Origin of the sequence: Haliea sp. (assembly GCF_040222615.1) — a bacterium.
Classification (GTDB): Bacteria; Pseudomonadota; Gammaproteobacteria; order Pseudomonadales; family Halieaceae; genus Haliea.
This window is the reverse complement of record NZ_JAVKCQ010000019.1, coordinates 35,236-51,336: the sequence shown is the minus strand read 5'-3', so window position 1 is coordinate 51,336 and position 16,101 is coordinate 35,236. Positions and strand designations below refer to the sequence as shown.

At 64.5% G+C, this 16,101-nt stretch carries 16 protein-coding genes; 10 read left to right on the top strand and 6 right to left on the bottom strand.

What is annotated here, in order from left to right; translation table 11 throughout:
- Window positions 1–125: 125 nt before the first annotated feature.
- From RJQ10_RS01645 to RJQ10_RS01635, 3 genes are all read left to right on the top strand, one after another.
- A complete protein-coding gene (locus RJQ10_RS01645; protein ID WP_350142972.1) occupies window positions 126–965 on the top strand; it encodes an ion transporter in 840 nt (279 codons plus the stop codon).
- Window positions 966–1,148: 183 nt separating this feature from the next.
- Entirely contained in the window at window positions 1,149–2,636 is a 1,488-nt protein-coding gene (locus tag RJQ10_RS01640; protein ID WP_350142970.1) for a SulP family inorganic anion transporter, read from the top strand.
- 17 nt (window positions 2,637–2,653) lie between these two features.
- Complete coding sequence (locus RJQ10_RS01635) at window positions 2,654–3,505, top strand: universal stress protein (RefSeq protein WP_350142968.1); 852 nt, start codon at window positions 2,654–2,656, stop codon at window positions 3,503–3,505.
- A gap of 21 nt (window positions 3,506–3,526) precedes the next feature.
- Here the strand turns inward: RJQ10_RS01635 and RJQ10_RS01630 are convergent, their stop codons facing one another.
- On the bottom strand, window positions 3,527–4,348 hold the full coding sequence (locus tag RJQ10_RS01630; protein ID WP_350142966.1) for a sulfite exporter TauE/SafE family protein: 822 nt from the start codon (window positions 4,346–4,348) through the stop codon (window positions 3,527–3,529).
- 106 nt (window positions 4,349–4,454) lie between these two features.
- Here RJQ10_RS01630 and RJQ10_RS01625 point away from each other — a divergent pair, with 106 nt between their 5' ends.
- Window positions 4,455–5,066 (top strand): fumarylacetoacetate hydrolase family protein, encoded by a 612-nt coding sequence (locus tag RJQ10_RS01625; protein ID WP_350142964.1) that lies wholly within the window; start codon window positions 4,455–4,457, stop codon window positions 5,064–5,066.
- Window positions 5,067–5,111: 45 nt separating this feature from the next.
- Here RJQ10_RS01625 and RJQ10_RS01620 read toward each other — a convergent pair whose 3' ends face one another.
- Window positions 5,112–6,203: an endonuclease/exonuclease/phosphatase family protein gene (locus RJQ10_RS01620; protein ID WP_350142962.1), complete on the bottom strand. Its 1,092-nt coding sequence runs from the start codon at window positions 6,201–6,203 to the stop codon at window positions 5,112–5,114.
- Window positions 6,204–6,326: 123 nt separating this feature from the next.
- Here RJQ10_RS01620 and RJQ10_RS01615 point away from each other — a divergent pair, with 123 nt between their 5' ends.
- Entirely contained in the window at window positions 6,327–6,878 is a 552-nt protein-coding gene (locus RJQ10_RS01615) for an HNH endonuclease (protein WP_350142960.1), read from the top strand.
- Between the two features lie 12 nt (window positions 6,879–6,890).
- Here the strand turns inward: RJQ10_RS01615 and gcvT are convergent, their stop codons facing one another.
- Window positions 6,891–8,000: a glycine cleavage system aminomethyltransferase GcvT gene (gcvT, locus tag RJQ10_RS01610; RefSeq protein ID WP_350142958.1), complete on the bottom strand. Its 1,110-nt coding sequence runs from the start codon at window positions 7,998–8,000 to the stop codon at window positions 6,891–6,893.
- Window positions 8,001–8,137: 137 nt separating this feature from the next.
- Here gcvT and RJQ10_RS01605 point away from each other — a divergent pair, with 137 nt between their 5' ends.
- Together RJQ10_RS01605 and RJQ10_RS01600 are read left to right on the top strand one after the other, a co-directional pair.
- Window positions 8,138–8,662 carry a shikimate kinase gene (locus RJQ10_RS01605; protein ID WP_350142956.1) on the top strand — a complete coding sequence of 175 codons (525 nt, stop codon included), beginning with the start codon at window positions 8,138–8,140 and terminating at the stop codon, window positions 8,660–8,662.
- A gap of 357 nt (window positions 8,663–9,019) precedes the next feature.
- Window positions 9,020–9,241: a PA3496 family putative envelope integrity protein gene (locus tag RJQ10_RS01600; protein ID WP_350142954.1), complete on the top strand. Its 222-nt coding sequence runs from the start codon at window positions 9,020–9,022 to the stop codon at window positions 9,239–9,241.
- An 89-nt stretch (window positions 9,242–9,330) separates the two neighbouring features.
- Here the strand turns inward: RJQ10_RS01600 and RJQ10_RS01595 are convergent, their stop codons facing one another.
- Window positions 9,331–10,176, bottom strand: coding sequence for a LysR family transcriptional regulator (locus tag RJQ10_RS01595; protein WP_350142952.1), 846 nt, complete (start codon window positions 10,174–10,176; stop codon window positions 9,331–9,333).
- Between the two features lie 109 nt (window positions 10,177–10,285).
- Here RJQ10_RS01595 and RJQ10_RS01590 point away from each other — a divergent pair, with 109 nt between their 5' ends.
- Both RJQ10_RS01590 and RJQ10_RS01585 read left to right on the top strand, forming a co-directional pair.
- Window positions 10,286–12,169, top strand: coding sequence for a B12-binding domain-containing radical SAM protein (locus RJQ10_RS01590; RefSeq protein ID WP_350142950.1), 1,884 nt, complete (start codon window positions 10,286–10,288; stop codon window positions 12,167–12,169).
- 27 nt (window positions 12,170–12,196) lie between these two features.
- Complete coding sequence (locus RJQ10_RS01585; RefSeq protein ID WP_350142948.1) at window positions 12,197–12,403, top strand: type II citrate synthase; 207 nt, start codon at window positions 12,197–12,199, stop codon at window positions 12,401–12,403.
- A gap of 42 nt (window positions 12,404–12,445) precedes the next feature.
- Here the strand turns inward: RJQ10_RS01585 and RJQ10_RS01580 are convergent, their stop codons facing one another.
- Complete coding sequence (locus tag RJQ10_RS01580) at window positions 12,446–13,288, bottom strand: hypothetical protein (RefSeq protein WP_350142945.1); 843 nt, start codon at window positions 13,286–13,288, stop codon at window positions 12,446–12,448.
- Window positions 13,289–13,301: 13 nt separating this feature from the next.
- Window positions 13,302–14,651, bottom strand: a complete 1,350-nt coding sequence (locus RJQ10_RS01575; RefSeq protein ID WP_350142943.1) for a glutamine synthetase family protein — start codon at window positions 14,649–14,651, stop codon at window positions 13,302–13,304.
- 115 nt (window positions 14,652–14,766) lie between these two features.
- Here RJQ10_RS01575 and RJQ10_RS01570 point away from each other — a divergent pair, with 115 nt between their 5' ends.
- The gene (locus RJQ10_RS01570) at window positions 14,767–16,050 is read left to right on the top strand and encodes an NAD(P)/FAD-dependent oxidoreductase (RefSeq protein WP_350142941.1); all 1,284 of its coding nucleotides are present in this window, start codon (window positions 14,767–14,769) and stop codon (window positions 16,048–16,050) included.
- Window positions 16,051–16,101: the final 51 nt, after the last annotated feature.

Below are 16,101 nucleotides of genomic sequence, written 5' to 3'. Positions count from 1 at the left end.
GCAAGTTTACGCCAATTAGGTGCCGGCGCGACGCAGCGGAGGGCGTGAGTGGCAATAGCTCGCAAAAAAATTTGCGGGGCACTAAACTTCCCCGCTCCCCGGCCCCGGTTCAAGCAGATATCCCCATGCCTCCCGCAACCCTATCGTATTCCGGCTCCAGCGCGCTGCGCCGGATAGAATCCAGCCGCCTGTTTCAGGGGGCGGTCATCGCCATCATCATTCTCTCGGCGCTGACCATCGGTGCCAAGACCTACGAGCTGAGTCCCTGGGTAGAGCGCAGCCTCGGGGTCATGGATACTGCGATCACTGTCTTCTTCCTGCTGGAAATCCTGTTCCGCTTTGCCGCCTGCCCGCACAAGCGGCGCTTCTTCCTCGATGGCTGGAATATCTTCGACACCATCGTGGTGATCGGCAGCCTGATTCCGCTGGACAACTCGGAGGCGGTGCTGCTGGGACGCCTGCTGCGGGTATTCCGGGTCCTGCGCCTGGTGTCGGTGGTACCGGAGCTGCGCTTTCTGATCAACTCGCTGCTGAAGGCGATACCGCGCATGGGCTACATCGCCCTGCTGATGTTCATCATCTTTTACATCTACGCTGCGATCGGCTCCATGTTCTTCGCCGATACCGACGAGGAGCTGTGGGGAGATGTGGCGATCGCCATGCTGACCCTGTTCCGGGTTGCGACCTTCGAGGACTGGACCGATGTCATGTACGCCACCATGGAATCCTATCCGCTGAGCTGGGTCTACTACCTGACCTTTATCTTCCTCACCGCTTTCATATTCCTCAATATGATGGTGGGCGCGATCCTGGGAGTGATGACCTCGGAGCAGAACGCCCGCGAGGCGCAACAGGCCCATGACGAACGCGACCGTATCGTCCAGCAACTGGACGAAGTGCAGCAGCAGCTGCAGGCACTGACCGCGGCGATAACAGAGCAGTCGGGCACCCGGCCACGGGAGTAACGGCGGGAAACAGGCCTGAAACCAGGGGATCCCGGTACAAGTTCACACCGCGCTGGCCTTGATCCCCGGCTTCCCGGATAATCGCCGCCTTCCCGATACCGCCAGCACCCACCGCCGGGGCAACACCTGCCCTGCGCGTTCCTGTTGCGCCGGCATCCCGCTCACCTACCCGAAGACTTTGCCATGCTCGCTACCCTCAAACAGGAATGGTTCGGCAACATCCGCGGCGACCTGCTCGCCGGTCTTGTTGTCGCCCTCGCCCTGATCCCCGAAGCCATCGCCTTTTCCATTATCGCCGGCGTTGATCCCAAGGTCGGCCTCTACGCTTCCTTCTGTATCGCGGTGGTCATCGCCTTCACCGGTGGACGGCCCGGCATGATATCCGCCGCCACCGGGGCCATGGCGCTGCTGATGATCACCCTGGTCAGGGAGCACGGCCTCGAGTACCTGCTCGCTGCAACGGTCCTCACCGGCATGCTGCAGATCCTGGCGGGCTTCCTCAGGCTGGGCTCGCTGATGCGCTTCGTATCCCGTTCCGTGGTGACCGGCTTCGTGAATGCCCTGGCGATACTGATTTTCCTGGCCCAGATACCCGAGCTGACCGGCGTCACCTGGCACGTATACGCCATGACCGCCACCGGCCTGGGCATCATCTACCTGTTCCCCCTGCTGCCGCGGGTGGGCAAGCTGATACCTTCGCCGCTGGTTTGCATCCTGTCCCTGACCGCCGTGGCAATCCTGTTGCAGCTGGATATCCGCACCGTTGGCGACATGGGCGAGCTGCCCGATACCCTGCCCGTGTTCCTGTGGCCGGACGTCCCGCTGAACTTCGCGACCCTGACCATCATTTTCCCCTATGCCGCCGCGCTGGCCGTCGTCGGCCTGCTGGAGTCGATGATGACCGCCACCATCGTCGACGACCTCACCGACACCGAGAGCGACAAGAACCGTGAGTGCAAGGGCCAGGGGATCGCCAATATCGGCGCCGGCCTGCTCGGGGGCATGGCGGGCTGCGCCATGATCGGTCAATCGGTGATCAACGTGAAATCCGGCGGCCGCGGCCGCCTGTCCTGCTTTGCTGCCGGCACCTTCCTGCTGTTGATGGTGGTATTCCTCGGGGACTGGCTGACCCGGATCCCCATGGCGGCGCTGGTGGCGGTGATGATCATGGTGTCCATAGGCACTTTTTCCTGGGATTCCATCCGCAATCTGAGGCAACACCCCCTGTCCTCCAGCATCGTCATGCTGGCGACCGTTGTTGTGGTCGTTGGCACGCACAACCTGGCGCTGGGGGTGCTGGTCGGGGTGCTGCTGGCGGCCCTGTTCTTTGCCAACAAGATCAGCCGCTTCATGCTGGTGAAAGCGGCGGATGAGGGCGACGGCCACCGGGTCTACACCGTCATTGGCCAGGTATTCTTCGCTACCGCCGACGGCTTCATCGCGGCCTTCGACTTCAAAGAGGCCCTGGAGCGTGTCACTATCGATGTCTCCGCCGCGCACTTCTGGGACATCACCTCGGTGTCGGCCCTGGACAAGGTGGTGATCAAGTTCCGCCGCGAGGGCGCCGAGGTCAACCTGGTCGGCATGAATGAGGCCAGCGCCACCATCGTCGATCGCTTCGGCGTCCACGACAAACCGGAAGCCATCGCATCGTTGATGTCCGGGCACTAGGGATCAGGAGTACCACCATGAATAATATTGTCGCCTGTATCGACGGTTCCGCCAGTGCCCGCTGCGTGACCATCGCCGCCGCCTGGGCCAGTGGCCGCCTGGACACCCGCCTGCTGTTGCTGCACGTGCTGGAGCGGCCCTCGGCGCCGCCGGCGCAGGACCTGTCCGGGGCAATCGGCCTGGGCAGCCGGGAGCAGTTGCTGGAAGAGCTGACGGCGCTGGATGAGCGGCGGGAAAAGCTCGCCCTGGAACACGGCAGGCACTTGCTGGAGGACGCGGAAGCCATCGCCGTGAATGCGGGCGCCAGGGACGTGGCACGCAAGCAGCGCCACGGAGACCTGGTCGGCGCCCTGCGCGACCTGGAGGAGGATACCCGCCTGCTGGTCATGGGCCGCCTGGGCGAGGATCACGACATCGCCGCGCACACCATTGGCTCCCACCTGGAAAGCGTGGTGCGCAGCGTGCACCGGCCGATCATGGTGGTTATGCGGGAATTCGTCGCGCCCCGGCAGTTCATGATCGCCTACGACGGCAGTGCCACAGCGTCCAAGGCGCTGGAACTGGTGGCTGACAGCCCGCTCCTGGCCGGACTGCCCTGCCATCTGGTGACCGTGGGCCCGGTGACAGCCGAGCAGACAAGGCAGATCGGACAGGCCCGCGACACCCTCGCCGAGGCCGGCTTCGACGTCACTACCGCCACCCTGGAAGGCGAAGTGCAGAGCGCGCTGGGCCAGTACCATCGCGACCAGGGTATTGACCTGATGGTCATGGGCGCCTGGGGGCATTCCCGGATCCGCCAGTTTTTTGTCGGCAGCAACACCACACGGATGCTCAGCCACAGCGACATCACCCTGTTGCTGCTGCGCTGAGCGGGGCCGGCCCAATCCGGCTCAGAGTGCCCGCAGCAGCATCCGGCCAGACACCACGAGCAGGAAGATGCCAAAGGCGAGGTTCAGCTGGCGAGCGTTCAATCGATGGGCCAGGCGTGCACCGTAGGGTGCCGCCAGCATGGTCGCGGGCGCAATACAGGCCAGGCCCAGCAGGTTGACGAAGCCGAGGCTGCCGGGCGGCAGGCGTGGGTCACCCCAGCCCGTGGCCACGAAGGCGATGGCGCCGGGCACGCTGATCAGCAGGCCGAACAGTGCCGAGGTGCCCACCGCCCGGTGAATCCTGTGTCCGAGCAGGCTCAGCACAGGCACGCTGAAAGTGCCACCGCCAATGCCCATCATGCTGGACAGGCCACCTATCCCCAGAGGGATCAGCCGGATCCCCGCGCCCCTGGGCGTTTCCTCCACCGGCTCCGGGTTGCGACCGCCCAGCAGCAGCATGCGCAGCCCCAGCAGCACTGCCACCGCGCCGAAGATCAACGCCAGCACATTGCTGTGCAGGTGCGAAGCCAGCCACGCGCCAAGCACTGAGCCCGCCAGGATATAGCCGCCCCAGTTGCGCGCCAGGCCAAAGTCAACGGATCCGCGCTGGTGATGCGCGCGGGTCGATGACACCGAGGTGAGAATGATCGTCGCCAGCGAGGTCGCCACCGCAATATGCATGCGAATGGCCGGGTCCACGCCCTGGGTGCCAAGGGCGACATCCAGCACTGGCACAATAACAATCCCGCCACCCACTCCCAGCAATCCGGCCATGACACCGGCAACAATGCCGGTGGCCAGCATTGCCAGCACCAGGGGACCCCACTCACCGACAAGCTCCATCCTCACTCCTTGCGCAAACAACATGCCGGCAGCCACTGTTTCCGGCACCGGCGACCGCGCTATGATGCCACAGCCTTCACGCCAAACCGCATCGGGGACCTTTTTAGTGCGCACAATTCACTGCCAGGGCCGCGCCATCGCGCCCTCCAAGATCGTCTGCATCGGCCGCAACTATGCGGCTCATATTGAAGAACTGGGCAATGAAGTGCCCGAGGACATGGTGGTCTTCCTGAAACCGAATTCGGCACTGGGGGACACGCTGTACGCCGCCCGCGGTGAACCCCTGCACTATGAGGGTGAGATCGCCTTCCTGGTCGAGGGCGGCAAGCTGGCGGCGGTTGGTTTCGGTCTCGACCTGACCAAGCGCGGACTGCAGTCCCGACTGAAAGAGAGAGGCCTGCCCTGGGAGCGCGCCAAGGCCTTCGACGGCGCGGCCCTGCTCGGCGAATTCGTGCCGCTGGCGGTGCCGGTCGAGCAGCTGTCCCTGGAACTGCGCATAGACGGCGCGTTGCGCCAGCAGGGCGGCGTGCGCCTGATGCTGTATCCACCGCAGACCATTCTCGACAGCCTGGCTGGCTTCATGAGCCTGGAAGACGGCGACATCGTGATGACCGGGACCCCGGCGGGGGTGGGCGAGGTGCTTGCCGGCCAACAGTTCCAGGGCCGGATCCTCGGCGGCGGCGTTCCCCTGGTGGAGGCGAGCTGGACAGCGCAGTAGGCGTGCGCCGTTCGCGGTACCTGGCGCGGCCGGGGACGTTGGCTACTATCGACCCGGGACCGGCACATCCCCGGCGGTGACAGACTCCGCCGCGGCTTTCTCCCGCGCCAGCGCGCGGTCCTGTGCATCGCCCTCCAATCCCTCCTGCGCAGCCTTGCGCCCGGGCTGGTAGCAAAGCTCCACCAACAGGGCGAAATGGTCCGAGCCGAAGGCCGGCAGCCGCCGCAACTCACTGACTGTAAAGTGGTCGCTGTGAAACAGATGATCCAGCGGCCAGCGCAGCAGCGGGTAGTCCGCGTGAAAGGTGTTGAACATCCCGCGCCCCACCCGGGGGTCGAGCAGGCCGCTGATCTTGCGAAACAGGCGCGTGGTGGTGGACCAGGCAACATCGTTGAGATCGCCGGTGACGACGACCGGGCCCGTCTCCTTCGCGACCGACTGGGCCACGACCACCAGCTCCGCATCGCGTTCAGTGGATTCGTCGTTCTCGGTCGGGCTCGGTGGTGCCGGGTGCAGGATATGCAGGCGCAGGCGCGCCGAATCCGACATCACCACGCTGGTGTGAATTGACGGCACCTCGTCTTCCACGAGAAAGGCGATCTCCGTGTCCGCAAGCGGCAGGCGGGAATACAGGTGCATGCCGTAGAGGTTGTCCTGGGGCACTTTGACGCTGAATGGGTAGTCGCGCTCAAGCGCGTCCAGATGGGCCTGCCACCAGGCATCGGATTCCAGCGTGATCACCAGGTCCGGGGCATTTTCACCAACCAGGTCGAGAAAGCGCTGCGCCTGCCGGTTCGGCGTCAGTACATTCGCGGTCAACAGCCGCAGGCAGGGCTTCGCGCCATCGGCGGCGAGCACTTCCTGCGGCCACAGGCGGGTGTAGGGAAGAATCCACCAGGCGTGAAAGGCGACGGTGCCGAGACACGCCAACAGGCCGATCACCAGCGGCGGTGTGAAACCCTGAGCCAGGCCCAGTATGACGCCGGCGACCAGCAGTGTGCAGGCCAGCCCCGCCAATTGCAGGCGAGGGAAATCGAGACCGCGAACCCACCAGGCGGTAATACGCGACAGCGGCAGCAGGGTCGTCAACAGCAACCCGCCAATCGCGCACAACCACATCCACTGCAACGTCACCACACGCTCTCCGCTGTGTCGGCTGATCCTGACCCATTTCGGCTTGCCCTGCAGAGTACACACTTTGCAGGATTGTGAAAGTCACACTTTTGCAGTAGCGTAAGGCAAACCATGGAGTGGCCACCCATGCAGCACATCCTGAAACTGGACGTAGCGGGTCAACCACGCGGTTGGATCACGGCCCACGAAGCCCTGACCGCCTACGCTCGCGGCGACGTCATCTACGGCGTCGGGGACCCTTTGCCGCCGATGATGGGCGGAGTACAGCGTCGCACCGGCCTGCGCTCCCGTATCGACATGCAACCGATCATCGCCCTGCAGGGCCGCATCCGCAGCGATTTCAGCCTGCCGCTGTGCAACCGTACCCTGTTCCGCCGGGATGGCCACCGCTGCCTCTACTGCGGGCAGCAGTTTGCCCGCGCGGAATTGACCCGGGACCACGTACTGCCCACTTCCCGCGGCGGTCGCGACCGCTGGGAAAACGTGGTCGCCGCCTGCCGTCGCTGCAACTGGGCCAAGGACAACCGCACACCCGAGGAAGCCGGCATGCCCCTGCTGGCGGTGCCGTTCCGGCCCAACACCTGGGAGTGGCATTTCCTGGCCAAGGAGCGGGTGCTGGCAGACCAGATGGATTACCTGTCACAGCAGTTCCGGACCCTGCGAGCCTGGGCCCACTGACCGCAAACGGATTCAGCCGCGGAAGTAGCGCTGGGGCACGAAGGGCATCTTCGCCACAGTGACCGCCACCGGCTTGCCGCGCACATCCACCACCAGCTGCGTACCCGGTTCGGCGTCATCCCTGGCCACATAGGCGATGGCAATCGGCACGCCGACACTGGCGCCAAAGCACGCCGAACAGATTTCACCGACCTGCTCACCGTTGCGGTCGAGCACCGTCTGCCCCTCCCGCACCGGGCGCTTGCCGTCGACTACCAGGCCGACCCGGCGCAGCGGTGGCTTGTGCTCGATAAGCTGGAAAATCCTGTCAGCGCCGGGAAACCCGGCGGGGCGGTCACCGCCAGGGCGGCGCGCCTTGCCGATGGACCAGACCAGGCCGGCCTGCACAGGGTCAATGGCGGGGCTGAGCTCGTGCCCATACAGACACAGGCCCGCCTCGAGGCGCAGGGAGTCGCGGGCACCCAGGCCAATGGGCTCGACCTCCGGCTGCGCCAGCAACAGGCGTGCGATTCTCTCCGCGCTGGCCGCGGGCAGGGACAGCTCGAAGCCGTCCTCGCCGGTGTAGCCGGAACAGGTGATATACAGGTCCACCCCGTCAATGCGCGCCCGCGTGCCGCGCATGAAGGTGAGTGCCGAAGCCTCGGGACAGAGTCGACCCATGACCTCGCGGGCGGCGGGCCCCTGTAACGCCAGCAGGGCGTGGTCCGCCATCACCTCAAGCGTCTGGCCCTCCAGATGCGCACGCAAGTGGGCGATATCCTGCTCCTTGCACCCGGCATTCACTACCAGAAAGAAGGTGTCCGGCCCCCAGCGGGTGATGATCAGGTCGTCCAGCACCCCTCCGCTGCTGTTGGTGAACAGGGCATAGGTCTGCCGGTTGTCCCCCAGGCCAACGACATCCGCCGGCACCAGGGTCTCCAGCAGTTCCGCGGATCCCGGGCCGGACAGCACGACCTGCCCCATATGAGACACGTCGAACAGCCCCGCCGCCTGCCGGGTATGCAGATGCTCCTTGATAATACCAGCAGGGTACTGCACCGGCATGTCGTAACCGGCAAAAGGCACCATGCGGGCACCCAGTTCGCGGTGCAGGGCGTCCAGGGGGGTGTGCAGCAGGGTCATGGCAGAGTCTCGGCTTGGGCTGGTGGAAGAGCAAGCGGGCACTCTACCCAGAGGACACTCCCCGCGCAAGGCACGGGGCTTTGCGGCAGGGGCGGGAACGTCGATAATGCCGCCTCCCCGACAGCAGGAACACCATCATGGCGAACGACCCGGCGCAGGCGCGCACCATCAGCCTGATCGGCATGCCCGGTGCAGGCAAAAGTACCGTGGGCGTATTGCTGGCAAAGCTCGCAGGACTCGCCTTCAACGACACCGACCTGGAAATCCAGCTCCGGGCGGGCGCCACCCTGCAGGAGATCATCGACAGCCGCGGCCATATCGCCCTGCGCGGGCTGGAAGAAGAGGTTCTGCTGTCGGTGCCCCTGGAAAACAGCATCATCGCCACCGGTGGCAGCGTGGTCTACAGTGACCGCATCATGCAGCGCCTGCGCCGGGCAGGGCCGGTGATCTACCTCAATGTGCCGCTGGCGGTGCTGGAGGCGCGTGTCGCGGCTGCGCCGCCACGCGGCATTGCCAGCGACGCCGGCCACACCTTTGCCGATGTCTATCGCGAGCGCACACCTCTATACGAACGGCACGCAGACATCACCATTGCAGCCGGGCAGCGCGACCCGCAGGAAATCGCCCTCGAGATCCTGGCGCGGGTGCGGGGCGCCAGCTGATGCTCCCCGGACATGGCCGGACACGTACGCAGACGCGGTGTCGGACAGCACACTGACCCCCGAATCGCCGCTAGCGCGGGCTCTTGCCCTCACTGGTAGCTGGCACGGCTCTTGCTCTCTTTAGTGCAGGCGGCCCGCTGGCAACACCGTCAGGGACGACAGACTACAGGGACGTAGCCGCGAGTGCAGGGAGCCCAGGGTAGGGCACGGGCCGCCTTTCCATAAACAACTATTGCCCAGCAGCCCAATCGACAAAATATTTTTGTCACAAATCCAATAAAATTTTGATTTACTCGCTGAAATCACTGAGTGATATTGCGCCGAAATTCAAGGCTGTAAATCGTCCGGAGGTGATTTATGACTGAACGCACACAAGAGCCCGCCAGCAGTGATGGTCTCGACGATATATTCGAGCCCGCACTGCTCGATATGGCAGACGACGATTTTGACGAGGTCGTCACGGTTTCCACCGAGAAACAGCGCCTCGCCGAAAAACGTCGCCGTGCAGAACAGCGCATAGAACAGCGGCGTTTGCGCGAAGAGCTGGGCTACTACGACCTGGAACTCGGGGACTTCTAGTCCCCGCTGGCGGGTGCCCCTGTGCACCCGTCTTTCTGCCGGCACCGGAGCAGGTCGCTCGCGACAGCGACCCTCTTTTTTACCCCCTGTTAGACCTCCACCCCCTGGAAATACCTTGCCACCCGGTCAATCTGGGCGCGCTTGGGTGAGCTGCTGTGGTAGACAAGATTCAGCGGTCGACTGAAGCTGGGCGCCGTGGCGACAGGCGTCAGGCCCATACCCCCCAGGGAATCCAGCAGGCTCGCCGGCAGGAAACAGGCGCCGCCAAATTCGGTCAGGAAGTCGCTGGCCAGCCCGTTGAGGTTGGTGTACAGGCGCGGCGGCCGCTGTTCGCCGAAGCGCTTGGCGTGAAAGCGGGCAAAGCCGCCGCCCCAGTCCAGGAACACGTAATTACCGGCCAGCGCTTCTTCCAGCGTGTCATCTGGCCGGGAGCTGTACAGGCGCAGGGTCAGACGGCCGATCGGCACACTCTCCAGCTCCGGCACACCGGGCGGCTCATAGGCGATGGCCAGGTCCAGGGTGCGTTCGAGCAGCTTGCGAATCAATTCACCGGACTCGCGGCTTTCAATCCGCAGAGCCAGGTCCGCGGCCTCCCGATGCAGGGCGTGCAGGCGCTGCTGCAGAGGATGGCTCCAGATACCAATCCGCACCCCGAGATAGAACTGGCTGCTGCGGGCGTCTTCCAGCCGCACCTCCTCGCGGGCGCGGGCCAGCGCCAGCAACACGGTTTCCGCATGGGGCACCAGGCGCTCACCTTCGCTGCTGAGCTGGATGTTGTTGCGGTGACGGATGAACAGGGTCACGCCCAGCGCCTCCTCCAGCTGCTTGATCCGCGCACTGACCGCCGCCTGGGTGATGAACAGGCTTTCGGCGGCGCGGCCAAAATGGCGGGTATTGCACACCTCGAGGAAAGTGCGCAGCAGTTCCGTATCCAAGATCAGTTCTCTCCGGGCAGTTCCGCACAGCTTATCTGCTAATGACCGGTAGGCAAACATGCCTCGATTCGCTACATTGCCCTGACCCCAAGTCCCTGGAGCAACGCACTTGCAGCGACCCGTCTGGCTACTGAGCATGGACTCAGAGCAGTTCAACGCACCACCCACCACGACCGCCGGGCTGGCCTCTTTCTACCGCCGCTACGGCGCCCGGGCAACGTCGACCCGCATTGACCTGGTGCATTTCCAGCACTCGGACGACATCGCTTGCTGGCTGGCGGCGTGGCAGGTTTCCGGTCCGGCGCTGGTGGCGGAGGCCATCGCCAGCGGCCTCGAGCCAGTGCTGGGCTTCAGCGTATACACCTGGAATGCGGCCGAATTCCTGGCCCTTGCTCGCCAGCTGCGGGCGCTGGCGCCGGAGCTGACCCTGGTCGCCGGCGGCCCCCATGTGCAGCAGGCGGAGGACTATCTTGGGGCCGAGGCGCTGGATGTCATCTTCATGGGCGAGGCCGAAGTGACCTTCCAGGAATTCCTCGACAGCAACGGTAAAAGTGCCTGGCACGAGATCGACGGCCTGGCCTTTCTCGACGGCGGGCGCGTGGTGCGCACCCGGGCCCGGGCGCGCTGCCAGGAGCTGGACCGGTTTCCCTCGCCGCTTGATGTGCTGGAACTGACTCACCCGGACGGATCCCCCCGCTATGACGCCATCGCCTATGAAACCAGCCGCGGCTGCCCCTTCAAATGCGCTTTTTGCGAATGGGGCACCGGCGCCATTGGCAGCAAGATGTACCAGTGGTCCCTGCCGCGGATCCGCGACGATTGGGAGAAGATCACCGCCGCCGGCATCGCCAACATCTGGCTCGCAGACTCCAATTTTGGCGCCCTGAAACAGGACCTGGCCAAGGCGCAGATGATTGTGGAATTAAAGCAGCGCAGCGGCCTGCCGCGCAGCTTCGCCACCTCCTGGTCCAAGAAACACAGCCGCCAGGTACAGGAAATCGCCCTCCTGCTGCACCGCAACCAGCTGCTGCCGCACTACCAGCTGGCGCTGCAGACCCTGACCCCGGAGGCACTGCGCCTGAGCAACCGCCAGAACATGAGCGCCAACGAGTACCAGCCCATCGCCAGGCAGATGTCAGAGCAGGGCGTGCCTATCGCCGCAGAACTGATCTGGGGCCTGCCCGGAGACAACCTGGCGGACTTCGAACGCAATCTGGACACCCTGCTGGCTACCTTCCCGAATATCAATATCTTCGGCTACACCCTGTTGCCCGGCACCGAGTTCTACGCCCGCCGGGATGAGTACCGCATCGAGGCGATACCGGTGGCGGGCTACGGCAAGGCCAAGGGTGAATATGTAGTTGGCTGCCACAGTTTTTCCCGGGACGAGGGCGAGGAGGGCTACTTCCTGATCAGCGCCCACATCCTGCTGGTCCATGGCCATATCATGCCGCTGACCACGCGGCTGCTGGCGCTGCAGGGCGAGGTACCGGTGTCACCCCTGTTGCGGGAGTGCCTGCGGGCAGTGGTGGGGTCACTGCGGACGACGCTGGTGACCCTGGACGCGAGCGACCGCATGTCCCTCTACGAAAACCGCAATGCCATTTACCTGGCGGCGCTGGCGGACCGGGAGCGTCTGTACAAAATTCTGGCCGCACTGCTGGAGGAGCACTGCCGGCAAAACCACAGCGACCCGACGGCGGCGCTGCAGGTGCTGGCACTCGACAGTGCGCTGTGCCCCCGCAGCGGCGGTGAGCAGGAACTGGTGGCAAGCTTCGATTTTCGGGCCGACCGGGTATGTGCCGCCCTGTCGTCCATGAACCTGCCGGCGCCCGGGGATTTTGCCAGCACCGACTGCAGCCTCCGGATCCGGCACCCCGGGGGCGTGGGCGACATACTCAAGGATGCCGACGGTGGCAGTTGGTTGCGGGGTGTAATTGACGAACTTGTGCCTGCGCCCTCTTCTTCTATCCAGGCAGTCGCGCTAGCATAGGCGGCCCAGAAACCAGGAGTACCGGATATGCCGGAGCTGAAGCGAGAAGTCAGGCCCATCGAAGTCAACTATGTCTGCGATGCCTGTGGCAAGGGCATGATGGCTGCCTGCGGCGACATGGACCCCAAAACCGGCGCGATCGACCACCGCTGCATGATCTGCGACCACCAGCAGGTGTTCAGCTGGCAACCCTATCCCCGTGTGGAACACATCGGGCTGGACGAGAATTTCTAGACCGCCATGGCGCCGGGGCTGCCCCGCCGGCGATGGGCGGCCTCAGGCCGCCGCGGCGTCCCGGCGTGACTCGTACTGCCACTCGAAAACGTTCAACTCAATGAAAATAAAGGCAAACAACCACAGGGACGCGTCCCAGAAATCGAGAAAGTCACCGGCCACACCCCAGTAGGCCGCGGCGATAAACAGCAGGCCGTAGAGCGCCACCTTGAGATATTTATTGAGCTCGAGAATGGATGCCGAGAGCCTGCCCCGCAACTGCAGCCGCACCTCAATCTCCAGCACGACGACCACCAGGATCCAGACGCCGGCGTTGACCACGTCGACCCAGGCCAGGCGCCGGGCAGCTTCGAGATTGTCGGCAGCGGCGAGAACGTTGAACCCCTGCAGCTGGTAGACCTCACTCCCCAGAGATGCGCAACTGGCCGCATCCAGGGGTGCAAAATCATCCAGGCTGACCAGCAGCGACCATGACTGGTCCACCAGCGCACACGCGTTCACGGCGAAGGGGATGACATCGTAGAGGGGGCCCACCTCCGCGTAATAGCCGGTGAAGGCGTAGACGATGGCGATGACGCACAGGCCCCGGATCCCGTGCAGAGCCCAGCGCACGGGCCCGTGAATCCGGCGATCGTCGAGGACCGAGGTCTCCAGCTCGAACAGCAGCAACAGCACAACCCAGGCGGCGGGATCGATGGTGGCGGAGAACACCTGCACCAGATGACTCCAGGGAATGGCCCCGCCACCCATGTGGGAAAGCGTCAGCAACTCCTCCTGCAGGAACAGGTAGGCGTTGATGCCGAGCAGGACAAAGGTAAGGTACTTGACCGCAGTGAACAGCTGGTAGCGTCGGTCACTGCCAAAGATATTGCCGTTCGCCACCATGTCCTGGCCCCCCCTAGACCTGCAGCAGCAGGTGCTCGCGCTCCCAGGAACTGATGACGCGGTTGAACTCCTCGAACTCGTCCAGCTTCACCGCCGCATAGGCGCGCAGGAACAGGTCGCCGATCATGTCCTGCAGCTCGGGCGTATTGTGCAGGTTGCGCAGCCCTTCCTCCAGCGTTCGCGCCACCTCGACATCATCTTCATTGGCCGTGCCCTGGTGCGGCTGGGTTGGCGTCAAGCCCTGCTTCATGCCCAGATAGCCGCTGGCCAGGGTGGCCGCAATGGCCAGGTAGGGGTTGGCGTCAGCGCCGGGGAAGCGGTTCTCCACCCGGGTAGCCTCCGGCGGCCCCCAGGGCACCCGGAACGCGGTCGTGCGGTTGTCCATGCCCCAATTGAGATTGATGGGCGCGGAGATTTCCGGGGCCAGGCGACGATAGGAATTCACGTTGGGCGCATACAGGCTGATCAGCTCCGGCGTGTAGCGCTGCAGGCCGGCAATATAGGACAGGAAGGCCGGCGTGTGGGTGCCATCCTTTTCGGCGAAAATGTTCTCGCCGGTATCCACCCGGACCACACTCTGGTGGATGTGCATGGCGCTGCCGGGCTCGCGCTGCATGGGCTTGGCCATGAAGGTGGCGTACATGCCGTGCTTGTGGGCGGTCTCCCGCACCGTGCGCTTGAACACGAAGACCTGGTCGGCCAGGCTCATGGCATCGCCGTGGAGGAAATTGATCTCCATCTGGGCGGCGCCGTTCTCGTGAATCAGGGTGTCGACCTGCAGCTTCTGCTCATCCGCGTAGTCGTACATGTCCTCCACGAAGTCCTCGAACTCGGCGACCGCATCGATACTGTAGGACAGCCGCGCCGACTCCCGGCGACCCGAGCGGCCCTTGGGCGGCATCAGCTCGTAGTCCGGGTCGGTGTTCTTGGCCACCAGGTAAAACTCCACTTCCGGCGCCACCACCGGCTGCAAACCCTCGGCCGCGTAAAGATCAAGGATGTGCCGCAGGACGTTGCGGGTGGACAGGGGGTGCCGCTCCCCGTTCATCTTGTAACAGTCGTGGATGATCTGGGCGGTGGGTTCGCGGGCCCAGGGCACCACGCGCAAGGTATCCAGGTCAGGCTTCAGGATCATGTCGGCGTCGGTTGGCTCGACGAAATCCCAGTGCTCGTCGGAGTATTCCCCGGTAACCGTCTGGATCATGATGCTTTCCGGCAGCTTCGGATCCCCCATGCTGAGAAACTGGTGCGCCGGGATGAACTTGCCGCGGGCGTTGCCCGTCATATCGGGAACCAGGCACTCCACTTCGGAAATCTTGTGCTGCTTGAGCCACTCTTGAATGGCTTGGGTATCGGTTTTCATACGGGATCCACAACGCGGGAAGCAGTCAGTATCGCAGCAGTGCAATTCAGGCCGCAAGGGGGCTACCCCTAACGTGTTATGCAGCAGATGGCAAGCGCGTCCGTATAATGCCCGCATGGAAAACCAAGCCCACGTCGAATCCTGGTACGCAGCCACCGCCAACCAGCAGCTGGAGTTCCCGGCGCTGGCCGGCACCAGCAAGGCTGACGTCTGCATTGTGGGGGGCGGCTACACCGGGCTCTCCACGGCCATCCACCTGCGCCAGCGCGGCTACAGCGTCGTCCTGCTGGAAGCAAACAGGGTCGGCTGGGGCGCGTCCGGGCGCAACGGCGGCCACGTTGGCACCGGCCAGCGTGCGGGCCAGCAGCAACTGGAAAAGTGGGTGGGACTGGAGCATGCGCAGGCGCTCTGGCAACTCGGCCTGGAGGCCGTGGACACTGTTTGCGAACTGATTGCCAGCCACCGGATCGATTGTGAGCTGAAGCAGGGCAATCTGCACGTGGCGTCAAAAGCCGGCGATGCCCGGGAGCTGAGGGAGGAGGTCGAGCAGCTGAACAGCGTTTATGGCTACGACCAGATCCGCTATGTCGACCGCGCGGAACTGGCGACCATGACCTCCGGCCAGGGATTCCACGGCGCCTCGCTCGACGCTGGCGCGCGCCACCTGCACCCGCTCAACTATGCCCTCGGGCTGGCGCGCGCGGCGCGGGACCTGGGCGCACAACTGCACGAGGGCAGCCGGGTGACCGGCTACCGCGAGGGCGACAAGGTCACCGTCAAGACCGGTAACGGCGCCGTGACCTGCGATTACCTGGTGGTAGCCTGCAACGGCTACCTGGAAAAGCTGGAACCGCGCACCGCCGGCAGAATCATGCCGATCAACAACTACATGCTGGCTACGGAACCACTGCCCGAGGCGCTGGCGCGGCAGCTGATCCGCGACGACACCTCGATGACCGACACCCTGTTCGTGGTCAACTACTGGAAGCTGTCCGCCGACAACCGCCTGCTGTTTGGCGGCGGCGAGTCCTACACCCGTCGCTTTCCAGCCGACATCAAGGGTTTCGTCCGCAAGTACATGCTGCGCATCTATCCCGAGCTGGCCAACACCCGCATCGACTATGGCTGGGGCGGCACGCTGGCCATCACCATGAACCGGATGCCGGACTTTGGGCGCCTGTCGTCGCGGGTATTCTACGCCCACGGCTATTCCGGCCACGGTGTGCCCATCGCCACCCTCGCCGGCAAGCTGCTGGCAGAGGTCATCAGCGGCAGCGCCGAGCGCTTCGATATCATGGCGGGGGTACCCTCCCACCAGTTCCCCGGCGGCACCCTGTTGCGCTGGCCCGGACTCGTGGCGGGCATGCTATTCTACAGTCTTCGCGATCGCCTGGGCTGACACGCCCGGCGCACCGGCATTACAGCTGCAGGCCAGCCGGGGCCCCCAAGA